This window comes from Serratia sp. X10, assembly GCF_017811775.1.
In the GTDB taxonomy this organism is placed as follows: Bacteria; Pseudomonadota; Gammaproteobacteria; order Enterobacterales; family Enterobacteriaceae; genus Serratia; species Serratia ureilytica.
Genome location: NZ_JAEIOH010000004.1, coordinates 24,257 through 37,758 on the forward strand (window position 1 = coordinate 24,257; position 13,502 = coordinate 37,758).

Genomic DNA, 13,502 nt, shown 5'->3' on the forward strand with positions numbered 1-13,502 from the left:
AGCAGTGTCACACACCCCTAACTCTCTCAGCGGCCCGGCGCTTGCGGGCGAATGGCCGCTGGTCGCGGCGCAACCCGGCATCTGGGTCGCCGATCAAATCTCTCCGCATCGCAATGCTTACGCGGTGGCGCATGCCATCGAACTCAACGGCCCCGTCGCCGTGGAGCCCCTGCTGCAGGCCATCACCCAGGGTCTCGGCGAGGTGGACATGCTGCGGCTGCGTTTTGCGGAACGCGACGGCGTGCCGGTGCAATGGCTGGATGACTCACTGGCGGTGCACGCGCCGGAACTTGTCGATCTGACGACGTCGCCAGATCCCGAAGCCGCCGCTCGCGCGCTGATGGACATCGATCTGGCGAGCGATCTGCGCGCCGGCAGCGGCGCACCGCTGTATCGCCATGTGGTGATGCGCCTGGCGGACGATCGCTGGTTCTGGTATCAGCGCTATCACCATCTGCTGGTGGACGGTTTCAGCTTCACCGCCATCGCTCGCCGCGTGGCGGCGATTTATACCCATCTTTGCCGCGGCGACGCGCTGGAACCGACGCCTTTCACGGCGTTCAGCGACGTGGTGGCGGAATACCAGGCTTACCGGCAGGCGCCGGCCTGGCAACGCGACGCCGATTTCTGGCGCGAAAAAGCGCGGCAGCTGCCGCCGCCGGCCACGATCTGCCCGCAGCCGCTGGCCGGGCAAACGCCCACGCCGCGCATCCACCGGCTGGAACAGCGCTGCGATCCGCAGGCCTTCGCCGAACTGGTGCAGCGTGGCGCGCAGCAGAAGCTGAACGCCGCCGATATGGCGGTGGCGTTGGTGGCGCTGTGGGTGTCGCGTCTGAGCGGCCAACCGAGCTTCAGCGCCGGTTTTATCTTCATGCGCCGTACCGGCTCGGCCGCCCTGTGCGCCGCCGGCCCGGTGATCAACGTGCTGCCGATGGAGATGCATCTCGAGCCGCAGGCCACGCTGTATGAGGCCGCCGCCCGCATCAGCCGCGAGCTGAAAACGGTGCGCCGCCATCAGCGCTACGACGCCGAACAGGTGCAGCGCGATCTGGGGCGCATCGGCGACGGCGAACCGCTGTACGGCACGGTCTTCAACTTCAAAATGTTCGATTACCAGCTGGATTTCGCCGGCATCGAGGGCATTACCCACGATCTGGCCTCCGGGCCGGTGCGCGATCTGGAGATTGCGCTGTTTATCGATGAACACCACCAATTGAAGGTGGAGCTGCTGGCCAATGCCGAGCGTTACAGCCGTCAGGAACTGCTGGCGCATCTGCAGCGGTTGCCGCTGCTGCTGGCGCAGTTCGCCGCGCAGGCAACGTTGCCGATCGGCGAGGCCGATATGCTGACCGCCGACGATCGCGCGCTGCTGGCGCGGATCAACGACACGGCGCATCCGGTGCCGGCGACCACGCTGAGCCAATTGCTGGCGCAGCAGGCGCAAGCCACGCCGGACGCGCCGGCGTTGGCGGATGCGCATTTCAGCTTCACCTACCGCGAAACGCGCGAGCAGGTCACGGCGCTGGCGCGCCAGCTGGTGGCGCAGGGCGTGCGGCCGGGCGACATCGTGGCGGTGGCGCTGCCGCGCTCGGTGTTCCTGTCGCTGGCGTTGATGGCGATCGTCGAAGCGGGCGCCGCCTACCTGCCGCTGGACACCGGTTATCCGAACGAGCGGCTGGCGATGATGCTGGAAGACGCCGCGCCCCGCTTGATCATCACTCACCCGGCGCAGCAGGCGCGTTTCGCCGACAAGGGCGAAATCTTGCTGTATGACGCGCCGCTGGCGGCGGATCACGCCGCCGGGGTGGCGATCGCGGGCCCGACGCCGGACCATGCGGCCTATATCATCTTTACCTCCGGCTCCACCGGGCGCCCGAAAGGCGTGCTGGTCGGCCATCAGGCGATCGTCAACCGCCTGCTGTGGATGCAACACCAGTATCCGCTGGGGGCGGACGACGCGGTGCTGCAGAAAACGCCATGCAGTTTCGACGTCTCGGTGTGGGAATTCTTCTGGCCATTGATGGTCGGCGCCCGGCTGGTGATGGCGCCGCCGGAGGCGCACCGCGATCCGCAGCAGCTGCAACAGTTGATCGCACAACACCGCATTACTACGCTGCACTTCGTGCCGTCGATGCTGGCGGCCTTCGTCGCTGCCCTGGACGACGACGCAGCGGTGGCGAGCTGCGCCGCGTTGCGTCAGGTGTTCTGCAGCGGCGAAGCGTTGCCGGCGGAGCTGTGCCGCCTGTGGCAAAGCCGCACGGCGGTGCCGCTGCACAACCTCTACGGCCCGACCGAAGCGGCGGTGGACGTGACCTGGCATCCGGCCTACGGCGAGGCGCTGGCGAAGGTGACCGGCGCCAACGTGCCGATTGGCCTGCCGGTGTGGAACACCGGGCTGCGCATTCTGGACGCGCGCCTGCGGCCGGTGCCGCCGGGCGTGGCGGGCGATCTGTATCTGACCGGCGTTCAGTTGGCGCACGGCTACCTTGGCCGGCCGGATCTGACCGCCAGCCGCTTTGTTGCCGATCCGTTCGGCGAGGGCGGGCGCATGTACCGCACCGGCGACGTGGCGCGCTGGCTGCCGGACGGCGCGGTGGAATATTTGGGCCGCAGCGACGATCAGCTGAAGATCCGCGGGCAGCGTATCGAGCTGAGTGAAATCGACCACGCCCTGCTGTCGCTGCCGGGCGTGCGCCAGGCGGTGACGCACGCGTTGGTGCTGCAGGGCACGCCGGTGGACGCCGGCGGCGATGCGCGCCAGCTGGTGGGCTATCTGGTGATGCAATCCGGCGCGAGCTGGGATGCGGAAGCCCTGCGCGCGGCGCTGGCCGACCGTCTGCCGCCGCACATGGTGCCGGTGGCGTTGGTGGAAATGAGCGATTTGCCGCTGAGCGCCAACGGCAAGCTGGATCGCAAGGCTCTGCCGCAGCCGCAGGGCGGCGAGCGCAAGGCGGGGCGGCCGCCGCAGGCCGGGTTGGAAAGTGAGATCGCCGCGGTATTTGCCCGCCTGCTGCAGCGCGAGCAGGTGTTCGCCGACGACGATTTCTTCGCGCTGGGCGGCCATTCGCTGTTGGCGATGCGCCTGGCGGCGGAGCTGCGCCGCGATCTGGGCAAGGCGGTGTCCGTCGGCCAGGTGATGGTGGCGTCGCGCGTCGAGCAACTGGCCGCCTTGCTGGCGGAAGATCGCACGCAGGAAGAGGCCGATCGCAGTGGCTTCGACAGCGTATTGCCGCTGCGCGTCACCGAGGGGCCGACGCTGTTCTGTCTGCATCCGGCGTCCGGTTTCTCCTGGCAGTTCAGCGTATTGCCGCGCTATCTCGATCAGCACTGGTCGCTGGTCGGCATCCAGTCGCCGAGGCCGGACGGCCCGCTGGCGCTGAGCGAAGACATGGACCAGGTGGTGGAGGCGCACCTGCAGACGGTGCTGCAGGTGCAGCCGCACGGGCCGTACCACTTCATCGGTTATTCGCTCGGCGGCACGCTGGCCCAGGGCATCGCCGCCCGGCTGCAGGCGCGCGGCGAGCAGGTGGCGTTTCTCGGCCTGCTGGATACCTATCCGCCGGAGACCCAAAACTGGGACGTGATGCTGGACGACAACGTGTTGAAGGAAGTGCAGCGCGAGCGCGAACAGTTCCTGGCGGTGTCGCAGGATACGCTCGATCCGGCGCTGGGCGAGACGCGCACCATGATGTTCGACAACATCGAAGCCAACTACGCCGATTCGGTGCGGTTGCTGTCGCACACGCGGACCGCCCGCTTCCACGGCCAGGCGACGCTATTCGTCGCCAAACGCACGTTGCAGGCAGGGATGGACGTGCAGCAGACCTGGTCGCAGTACGTCGATGCGCTGCAGGCGCACGAGCTCGACTGCGCGCACGTCGATATCGTTTCGCCGGCGTCGTTCAAAGTGCTGGGGCCGCTGCTGAACCGGATTTTGCGCACGCTGTAATGACGCCCGTCATCTCGCCGCCAGGCACGGGGATTGCCCCGCGTTTGGCGGCGTTTCTTGCGTCCGCTCACAATTGAATATCAATGATTTCTATTATCATTATTGATTTCGTTATCTGTGCTAGCATAGCGCTCCGCAACTGCAGAATCCCCGTTTAAAGATGTGGTGAACAACCGATGAGTAGCAAACCCTCCATCCTGCTTGATTTTAGCCTGCTGAAAACCCACCGGGCCTTTCGCGCGGTATTCTGCGCGCGTTTCATCTCCATTGTGGCGCTGGGGCTGATGGCGATCGCCATCCCGGTGCAGATCCAGGCGCTGACCGGTTCCACCCTGCAGGTCGGGTTGGCGGTGACGCTGGCCGGCAGCGGTATGTTCGCCGGGCTGCTGATGGGCGGCGTATTGGCCGATCGCTATGAGCGGCGCCGGTTGATCCTGTTCGCGCGCTCCACTTGCGGCATCGGGTTCGTCGGCCTGTGCCTCAACGCCCTGTTGCCGTCACCTTCGCTGGCGGCCATTTATCTGCTGGCGGTGTGGGACGGTTTCTTCGGCGCAGTGGGGGTGACGGCGCTGCTGGCGGCCACGCCGGCGCTGGTGGGCCGCGAAAACATCGTGCAGGCGGGCGCCATCAGCATGCTGACGGTGCGCTTCGGCTCGATTCTTTCCCCGGCCATCGGCGGCCTGGTGATCGCCCATATGGGCATCGCCTGGAACTACGGCCTGGCGGCGTTCGGCACCTTGCTGACGTTGCTGCCGCTGCTGAGCCTGCCGCAGTTGATGCCGCCGCCGCAGCCGCGGGAACATCCGCTGCGCGCGCTGGCGGGCGGTTTCGCCTTCCTGTTTCAGAACAAGGTGATCGGCATGGTGGCGCTGATCGGCGCGTTGCTGACCATGGCCAGTGCGGTGCGCGTGTTGTACCCGGCGATGGCGGAAAGCTGGCGCATCGACGCAGCCCACCTCGGTTATATGTACGCCGCCGTGCCGCTCGGCGCGGCGATCGGTGCGTTCACCAGCGGGCGCGTGGCGCACGTGGCGCGCCCCGGTTGGGTGATGCTGCTGACGGCGATCGCGGCGTTTGCCGCCATCGGCCTGTTCGGCCTGATGCCGTGGTACAGCCTGGCGTTGCTGTGCCTGGTGGCGTTCGGCTACCTGAGCGCGCTGAACTCGTTGCTGCAATACGGCCTGATCCAGAGCCTGACGCCGGACAATTTCCTTGGCCGCATCAACGGCCTGTGGACGGCGCAGAACGTGGTGGGCGATGCGCTGGGCGCGTTGCTGCTGGGGGCGATGGGCGCCTTTATGCTGCCGGCGATGAGCGCCAGCGGTTTCGGCTTTGGCGCGGCGCTGCTCGGCATCCTGTTGCTGTTCGCCATGACCGGTTTGCGCCAGGTTACGCTGCACAAACCGGAGCCGCAGCCCGCCACAGAAAAGTAGTCGAACGCGTTAAAACAACGCTGTGGGATCAAATAGCAATGCTTATCATCGGCATGCGTAAAACCCACAGCGTTTATGTCATGATTTCGAAATGAAAGAAGTGCTTACGTTTATTGACATAGCAAATATCGGCGAGTAATTTAGCGCGGAATCAACTCAAATGATAATCATTATTATATTGGTTATCACTTCAAATTCTTGAGGGCGAAGCGATGGTTACTGCCGTGAACGACATCAATCGAAAGGAAATGCAGGAGCGCGAAGAACACCGGTTCGCCGCTGATTTTTCTCCGGCGTCGGGCTTCTTCTTTACCTCCCCTTACCGCAGCTTGACCACCACCGGTTGTTTCAGCCGCATTCGCCTGCCGGCCGCAGACGGCGCCAATCTGAACGGTGAGTTCCAGCGCAGCGTACGGCAGGCGTTTGCCGAGGCCCGTCAGGCCGGCATCAAAAAGCCGCTGCTGTGCGGCGCCATCCCGTTCGATACCCGGCAGCCTTCGGCGCTGTTTATTCCGCAGCAGAGCCGTTGGTTCGATCGCGCCGCCTTTATGGCCGGCGTTCGGCCTTCGGCGGACGGGCCTGAACTGGCCGGGGTGACAGAGCTGCCGCCGCAGCAGACGTTCATGAACATGGTCAGCGACGCCGTTGCCGCGATGAAGGCCGGTGAGCTGGATAAAGTGGTCTTGTCGCGCCTGCTGGAGATCGAAACGCGCCAGCCGGTGGATCGCCATGCGCTGATGGCGCGCGTGATCGCCCAGAACCCGCACGGTTTCCACTTCCATGTGCCGCTGGAGCAGGGCGCGCTGTTGGGCGCCAGCCCGGAGTTGCTGCTGCGCCAGGACGGCGGCCGTTTCTATTCCAACCCGCTGGCCGGTTCCGCCCGGCGCGAGGCCGATCCGCAGCGCGATCGCGAAGTGGGGGAGCGGCTGATGGCCTCGGCGAAAGATCGCCACGAGCACCGCATCGTCACTGAAAGCATGCGCGACGTGTTGGCCGGCCGCTGCCGCTATCTGAACGTGCCGCACACCCCTGAACTGCTGACCACCACCACGCTGTGGCATCTCTCCACGCCGATCGACGGCGAGGCGGCATCTCCGGACGAAAACGCCCTGTCGCTGGCTTGCCTGTTGCACCCGACGCCGGCGCTGTGCGGCATGCCGACGGCCCAGGCGCACGCCCTGATCGGCAAGCTGGAGCCGTTCGATCGCGGCCTGTTCGGCGGCATCGTCGGCTGGTGCGACGACGAAGGCAACGGCGAGTGGGTAGTGACTATCCGCTGTGGCACCGTTGACGGCAACCGGGTACGGCTGTTCGCCGGCGCCGGCATCGTGGAAGACTCTTCACCCGAATCTGAATGGCATGAAACAGGTACCAAACTCAGCACCATTCTGCGTGCCTTTGGTATGAATCAAGGATAACGACAAGATGAGCATTGCCTTTACCCCCTGGCCGGCGGAGTTCGCCAGCCGCTATCGCGAGCGCGGCTATTGGATTGACAAGCCGCTGACCGAGATCCTCGACCGCCAGGCCAACAACGACGCTCCGGCGATTATCGACGCCCAGGGCAGCCTGACCTACCGCGAGCTGCAGCAGCGCTCCGATCGCCTGGCGGCCGCTTTGCTGCGCCGCGGCGTAAAATCCGGCGACACCGCGCTGGTGCAGCTGGGCAACGTGGCGGAGTTCTATATCGTGTTCTTCGCGCTGCTGAAAATTGGCGTGGCGCCAGTAAACGCGCTGTTCAGCCATCAGCGCAGTGAGCTGAACGCCTATGCCGAGCAGATCAAACCGGCGCTGCTGATCGCCGATCGCCAGCACGCGCTGTTTGCCGACGATCAATTCCTGAACGCCTTCCGCGATGCGCATCCTTCGCTGCGCGTCGTGGCGCTGCGCAGCCAGGCCGAGGGCGAGCTGGCGCTGGCCGCCTGGCTGGACGAAGCGAGCGACGGTTTCGTCGCGCAGCCTTCCGCGGCCGATCGGGTGGCGTTCTTCCAGCTTTCCGGCGGCAGCACCGGCACGCCGAAGCTGATCCCGCGCACCCACAACGATTACTACTACAGCATTCGCCGCAGCGTGGAGATCTGCCGTTTCGACGCGCAGACCCGCTATCTGTGCGCGCTGCCGGTGGCGCACAACTACCCGATGAGTTCGCCGGGCGTGCTGGGCGTGTTTTATGGCGCCGGACTGGTGGTGTTCGCCGCCGATCCGGACGCCGCGCAGTGCTTCCGCCTGATCGAACAGCATCAAATCAACGTGACGGCGCTGGTGCCGCCGGCGGTCACGCTGTGGCTGCAGGCGATCGAAGAGTGGGGCGGCAATGCCCAGCTCGCCAGCCTGAAACTGCTGCAGGTGGGCGGCGCCAAGCTGGGCGAAACGCTGGCGGCGCGCATTCAGAACGAAATCGGCTGCCAACTGCAGCAGGTGTTCGGCATGGCGGAAGGGCTGGTGAACTACACCCGGCTGGACGACGACGAACGCCACATCCTGACGACGCAAGGGCGGCCGATGTCGCCGGACGACGAAGTGTGGGTGGCGGACGACGACGGCAATCCGTTGCCGGCGGGTGAGATCGGGCGGTTGATGACGCGCGGGCCTTACACCTTTCGCGGTTACTACCAGAGCCCGGCGCACAACGCCGACGCCTTCGACGCCGACGGTTTCTACTGCTCCGGCGATCTGATCAGCATTAGCGAAGACGGTTACATCACCGTGCAGGGGCGGCAAAAAGACCAGATCAACCGCGGCGGAGAGAAGATCGCCGCCGAGGAGATCGAGAACCTGCTGCTGCGTCATTCGGACGTGATCAACGCCGCGCTGGTATCGATGCCGGACGCACTGATGGGGGAGAAGAGCTGCGCCTATATCATCGCCAACGCGCCGCTGAAGCCGGTAGTGCTGCGTCGCCACCTGCGCGAACAGGGCGTGGCGGACTTCAAACTGCCGGATCGCTTTATTCAGGTGGACAGCCTGCCGCTGACTCCGGTCGGCAAAGTGGACAAAAAACGGCTGCGCCAGCAGCTCGACGCGCAACTACAGACTCAGGCTCAGGGAGATTAATTGATGGCCATTCCAAAACTTAATGATTACGCGCTGCCGACGGCGGACGAACTGCCGCAAAATAAAGTCACCTGGCAGGTAGAACCGCAGCGCGCCGCGCTGCTGATCCACGATATGCAGCAGTATTTCCTCAATTTCTGGGGCGAAGACAGCGCGCTGATCAAACAGGTGGTGGAGAACATCGCCAACCTGCGTCGCTACTGCAAACAGCAGGGCATTCCGGTGTTCTATACCGCGCAGCCGAACCAGCAGAGCGATGAAGATCGCGCGCTGTTGAACGACATGTGGGGGCCGGGCCTGAACAAGCACCCTGAGCAGCAGGCGGTGACCGCCGCGCTGGCGCCGGACGAAGACGACACGGTGCTGGTGAAATGGCGCTACAGCGCTTTCCACCGCTCGCCGCTGCAGGAGATCCTGCAGGAGTCCGGCCGCGATCAGCTGATCATCTGCGGCGTGTATGCGCACATCGGCTGCCTGACCACCGCCATCGACGCCTTCATGCGCAATATCCAGCCGTTCATGGTGGCCGACGGCCTGGCGGACTTCTCGCGTGACGAGCACCTGATGGCGCTGCGCTACACCGCCGGCCGCTGCGGCCGGGTGGTGACCACCGCGTCTCTGCTGCCGGCGGCCGGCATCGCCAGCATCGACGCGTTGCGTCAGCAGATCCTGCCGCTGCTGGATGAAGACAGCGAAGACATGGGCAACGATGAAAACCTGATCGATTACGGTCTGGATTCGGTGCGCATCATGGAGCTGGCGACCCGCTGGCGCAAGATCCGCGGCGATATCGACTTTATCGCGCTGGCGCGCAACCCGACCATCGACAGCTGGTGGGCGCTGCTTTCCGAAGAGAAAGCCTGATTTTAATAATGAAAAGAGGGCGGCCGCGCGGTCGCCCCGTTAGCTCTATAAGGAAATCTCGATGAATGCTTTGATCACCAAGGGAAAACGTGCAGCATTCCCGCTGATGCTGCTGTCTACGCTGCTGTTCTCCAACACCTTGCAGGCGCAGACCGCGCCGGACGTGCTGCGCAAACCGGTCGGCAAAGGCGCTTATGAAATGGCCTACAGCCCGAGCGAAAACGCGCTCTACCTGGCGACCTCGCAGAGCCGCAAGCTGGATAAGGGCGGCATCGTCTACCGCCTGGATCCAACCACGCTGGACGTGACCCAGATTATTCATAACGACATCAAGCCGTTTGGCGCCGCCATCAACGCCAAGAGCGGTACGCTGTTCTTCGGCAACACCGTCAATAACTCGGTAACCGCCATCGACGCCAAAACCGGTGACGTGAAAGGCCGCCTGGTGCTGGACGCGCGCCAGCGCTCCGAAACCGTCAAGCCGCTGGCGCCGCGCGAGCTGGTGGCGGATGCCGACAGCGACACGCTGTACATCACCGGGCTGGGGGATTCCAGCGTGGTGTGGGTGGTGGACGGCAAGGATCTGACCCTGCGCGCCACCGTGGCCGACACCGGCAAATACGGCACCGGTCTGGCGCTGGACGCCGCCGCCAAGCGCCTGTTCGTCACCAACGCCGACGGCGAGCTGGTGACCATCGATACCCAGAGCAACAAGGTGCTGTCGCGCAAGAAGCTGGATGAGTCTAAAGAGCACTTCTTCCTGAACATCAGCCTGGATACCGCCACTCACCGCGCCTTCATCACCGATTCCAAGCAGCCGCAGGTGCTGGTGGTGGATACCCGCAACGGCAACATCCTGAGCAAGATCGAGGTGCCGGAATCGCTGGCGGTGCTGTTCAACCCGGCGCGCAATGAAGTTTACGTCACCCACCGCCAGGCGGGCGAAGTGAGCGTGATTGACGCCAAGAGCTACAAGGTGCTGAACACCATTAAGACGCCGACCCATCCGAACAGCCTGGCGCTGTCACCGGATGGCCAGACGCTGTACGTCAGCGTCAAACAGGCTTCCAGCCGCGAAAAAGAGGCGACCGCGCCGGACGACGTGATCCGCGTCGCGCTGAAGTAATCCCGCGCAGAATAACCCTCCTCGAACAGGCGAAGCGGCGACGCTCCGCCTGTTTTTTTTTGCCGTGCGATCTGCGGTATAAAGTGTGGATTGCCTTATTATCCGAAGGAACGTTGGTTATGCCTGCCTCACGCACACCGCGGTTGTTGTCCGTTATCACTCTGCTGCTGCTGGCCGCGCTGATCCACAGCGGCATCAGCCCTTACGATCGCACCACCTGGTTGATGGAGGTGGCGCCGGTCTTGATTGTTTTGCCGCTGCTGTGGCTGACCCATCGCCGTTACCCGCTGACGCCGCTGCTCTATACGCTGATTTTCTTCCACGCGCTGATTCTGATTTTCGGCGGCATGTACAGCTACGCCCGCGTGCCGCTGGGGTTTGAGGTGCAGCAGTGGCTGGGTCTTGGCCGCAACCCGTACGACAAACTGGGGCATTTCTTCCAGGGGCTGGTGCCGGCGCTGGCGGCGCGCGAGATCCTGCTGCGCGGCGGCTATGTACAGGGGCGCAAGATGCTGGGCTTCGTGGTGTGCTGCATCGCGCTGGCGATCAGCGCCCTGTATGAGCTGATCGAATGGTGGGCGGCGCTGGCGCTGGGCCAGGGCGCCGACGAGTTTCTCGGCACCCAGGGCGACCCGTGGGACACCCAGTCCGACATGTTCTGCGCGCTGCTCGGGGCGATGTGCGGCCTGTTGCTGTTTGGGCGCTGGCAGGATCGGCAAATCGTTCGCTTAGGCTGATAAACCTCAAATGATCACATAGCAATAGCCCGCCGTATGGCGGGTTTTCTATGAAAAAAACGTAAAGTAACCAGGCGGGGCTGAAAGGCGCCGCCTTTTCACTCTTCTTTCGCATAGAGATACACCGAAGCGCGGGAAACGCCAAGGTGCTGTGCCACGATTTCCATCGCCTTTTTCACCTCGAGCAGACCTTGCTCCCTCAGTTCTTGAATCAACCGCTTTCTCTCCGGCGTTTTCAGCGCGCGCGGCGTGGTGGCGTGGCGTGCGGCGAAGCGATCGATACGGTTGCGGATGGCCTCCGCGCCGCTGGGCTCCAGGTGTTCCGTCACCGCGCCGGCCGCCGTTTGCGTGAACTGCGCCAGCGCGCTTTGCATGCCGCGGAACAGCGTCATATCAACGTTCAAACAGAGTGCGGCGACGTAGTCACCCTGTGCATTCTTGATGCCGATCGAGGTGCTTTTCGCCGGGCGACCGTCGGCGAACTGGTTGCCGTAGTTGGCGATCACGCTGGGAAACTCCGCCGAAGCGATGCGAGCCAGGCCAAGTTCCGTCGCCGCTTGGCCGACTTCTCGTCCGGACAGGTTGTTGTGGATCGCCAAAATGGCGTGTTCGGGATTTTGCAGATCGTGAACCACCACTTCGCAAAACGGCGCGAAGGTGGCGCTCAGCCCCTCGGCAATCACATTCAACTGGGATAACAGTAAATTTTCCGGCACTTCAGGCATAGGGCACTCCGATCACTCTCTTGGCGGCGTTGGCTCATTTCGAGCCAGATGAAGAACATACCACAAGTGCGGCGCACGGCGGTTTTCATCTGGCGCCTGGCGACACTAAAAATGATCCTGCTCCCAATTCTGCACTTCCCGCTTGGCATTTGACTGTCGCGCAGGTATATAACATCATTATTGGACTTATTTTCTAATTTTAGATTATTTGTTTTGAGTATGACAATGTTCGTGCGTTAAAAGCCGTATCGCACACACCGGGGTTTTTCAGCGCTAGTTTCAACGGCCCGCAAGGGCATGGAGAACAACAATGTCTGCAACTTCAGTCGTCGGTTCTGCACGAAAACCTTTTTACTCCACGCTGACCTTTCAGTTAGTGGTAGGGCTGGCGGCCGGTGGCGCGCTGGGCCTGTTGTGGCCGCAAATTGGCGCTCAGCTCAATCCGCTGGCGGCGGCCTTCGTCAAGCTGATCAAAATGGTGGCCGGCCTGATTGTGTTTCTTACCGTGGTGGCCGGTTTTGCGCAGGTTAAACGCGGTGCCGGCGTTGGTCGCCTGGGCATGATCTCGGTCTGTTATTTCGAAGCGGTCAGCACGTTGGCACTGCTGATCGGCCTGGTGATGGGCAATCTGTTTGAGCCGGGCAAGGGGCTGGCCTTGCATGTTGATGCTGCCACGGCGCTTAAACCGGCGGAGCCCCTGCAAGGCGTGGATTTCGTGATGAGCATCATCCCGAAAACGGTGGTTGATGCGTTGGCCGGCGGCGTCATGCTGCAAATCTTGTTGGTGGCTCTGCTGTTTGGCTATGCGCTGTACGCGATGGGCGATAAAAGCAAACCGGTGGTTGATTTGGTGAATCTGTTTACCGACGCCACCTTCAAAGTGGTCAATATCATCCTCAAACTGGCGCCCGTTGGCGTATTTGGCGCGGCGGCGTTCATGCTGGGCAAATACGGCATTGGCGCGCTGATGCCGGTGATGAAATTGGTGGGGCTGGTCTATCTGGGGTGTCTGTTCCTCATTGTGGTGGTGTTTTCCGTGGTGGCCTGGTTGACCCGTTTTAGCCTGTTCGGTTTCTTAAAACTCATCAGGGAAGAGCTGATCATCGCCTTTACCACCACCTCATCGGAAGCCGCTTTGCCGGGCCTGATGAAAAAACTTGAATTGGCCGGCTGCAGTAAAGCCACCGTCGGTTTTGTCGTGCCGACCGGTTACTCCTTGAATCTGGACGGCTCTTCAATCTACATGACGTTAGCGGCGCTGTTTATCGCTCAGGCCGCCGGTTTGGAGCTGAGCCTGGCGCAACAGGCCGGTCTATTGATGGTGTTTCTGCTGACCTCGAAAGGCGTAGCCGGCGTGACGGGCGGCGCTTTCGTCACGCTGTCCGCTTCGCTGTTGATGTTTCCAGAGATACCGATGGAGGGGCTGGCGCTGATTCTCGGCGTGGATCGCTTGATGGATACCATGCGTACGTTGACCAACGTGGCCGGCAACGGCGTGGCGACCATGGCGATTTCTTACTGGCAGAAAGAGCGCGTGGGTTTTCAGGCGAGGCTGCCTGAAGCTGCCGTGCGCAAACCCGTCTGAATGCCGCCCTGCGCGGTTGCCGCAGGGCT

Annotated in this window: 9 protein-coding genes; 8 read left to right on the top strand and 1 reads right to left on the bottom strand. The window is 63.2% G+C overall.

The window, feature by feature from the left end:
- The first annotated feature begins 4 nt into the window (after window positions 1–4).
- The 7 genes from J9788_RS14385 (at window position 5) to J9788_RS14415 (ending at window position 11,163) form a co-directional block, all read left to right on the top strand.
- A complete protein-coding gene (locus J9788_RS14385; RefSeq protein ID WP_182265141.1) occupies window positions 5–3,949 on the top strand; it encodes an enterobactin synthase subunit F in 3,945 nt (1,314 codons plus the stop codon).
- Window positions 3,950–4,125: 176 nt separating this feature from the next.
- On the top strand, window positions 4,126–5,382 hold the full coding sequence (gene entS, locus J9788_RS14390) for an enterobactin transporter EntS (RefSeq protein WP_182265142.1): 1,257 nt from the start codon (window positions 4,126–4,128) through the stop codon (window positions 5,380–5,382).
- Window positions 5,383–5,594: 212 nt separating this feature from the next.
- Window positions 5,595–6,800 (top strand): isochorismate synthase, encoded by a 1,206-nt coding sequence (locus J9788_RS14395; protein WP_182265143.1) that lies wholly within the window; start codon window positions 5,595–5,597, stop codon window positions 6,798–6,800.
- A 7-nt stretch (window positions 6,801–6,807) separates the two neighbouring features.
- Complete coding sequence (locus J9788_RS14400) at window positions 6,808–8,436, top strand: (2,3-dihydroxybenzoyl)adenylate synthase (RefSeq protein WP_046897891.1); 1,629 nt, start codon at window positions 6,808–6,810, stop codon at window positions 8,434–8,436.
- Window positions 8,437–8,439: 3 nt separating this feature from the next.
- Window positions 8,440–9,300, top strand: coding sequence for an isochorismatase (locus J9788_RS14405; RefSeq protein ID WP_004930014.1), 861 nt, complete (start codon window positions 8,440–8,442; stop codon window positions 9,298–9,300).
- 106 nt (window positions 9,301–9,406) lie between these two features.
- Window positions 9,407–10,426, top strand: coding sequence for a PQQ-binding-like beta-propeller repeat protein (locus J9788_RS14410; protein ID WP_370571443.1), 1,020 nt, complete (start codon window positions 9,407–9,409; stop codon window positions 10,424–10,426).
- Between the two features lie 119 nt (window positions 10,427–10,545).
- Window positions 10,546–11,163 (top strand): DUF2238 domain-containing protein, encoded by a 618-nt coding sequence (locus J9788_RS14415; protein ID WP_182265144.1) that lies wholly within the window; start codon window positions 10,546–10,548, stop codon window positions 11,161–11,163.
- A gap of 98 nt (window positions 11,164–11,261) precedes the next feature.
- Here the strand turns inward: J9788_RS14415 and J9788_RS14420 are convergent, their stop codons facing one another.
- Entirely contained in the window at window positions 11,262–11,888 is a 627-nt protein-coding gene (locus J9788_RS14420) for a transcriptional regulator (protein ID WP_004929586.1), read from the bottom strand.
- A 310-nt stretch (window positions 11,889–12,198) separates the two neighbouring features.
- Here J9788_RS14420 and J9788_RS14425 point away from each other — a divergent pair, with 310 nt between their 5' ends.
- Window positions 12,199–13,473: a cation:dicarboxylate symporter family transporter gene (locus J9788_RS14425; RefSeq protein WP_182265145.1), complete on the top strand. Its 1,275-nt coding sequence runs from the start codon at window positions 12,199–12,201 to the stop codon at window positions 13,471–13,473.
- The last annotated feature ends 29 nt before the right edge of the window (window positions 13,474–13,502 follow it).

Bases quoted from the DNA above. Each gene is read 5' to 3' on its own strand.
- J9788_RS14400 (WP_046897891.1), top strand. From the start codon at position 6,808: ATGAGCATTGCCTTTACCCCCTGGCCGGCGGAGTTCGCCAGCCGCTAT.
- J9788_RS14405 (WP_004930014.1), top strand. From the start codon at position 8,440: ATGGCCATTCCAAAACTTAATGATTACGCGCTGCCGACGGCGGACGAA.
- J9788_RS14395 (WP_182265143.1), top strand. From the start codon at position 5,595: ATGGTTACTGCCGTGAACGACATCAATCGAAAGGAAATGCAGGAGCGC.
- J9788_RS14410 (WP_370571443.1), top strand. From the start codon at position 9,407: ATGCTGCTGTCTACGCTGCTGTTCTCCAACACCTTGCAGGCGCAGACC.
- J9788_RS14425 (WP_182265145.1), top strand. From the start codon at position 12,199: ATGTCTGCAACTTCAGTCGTCGGTTCTGCACGAAAACCTTTTTACTCC.
- J9788_RS14420 (WP_004929586.1), bottom strand. From the start codon at position 11,888: ATGCCTGAAGTGCCGGAAAATTTACTGTTATCCCAGTTGAATGTGATT.
- J9788_RS14415 (WP_182265144.1), top strand. From the start codon at position 10,546: ATGCCTGCCTCACGCACACCGCGGTTGTTGTCCGTTATCACTCTGCTG.
- entS (WP_182265142.1), top strand. From the start codon at position 4,126: ATGAGTAGCAAACCCTCCATCCTGCTTGATTTTAGCCTGCTGAAAACC.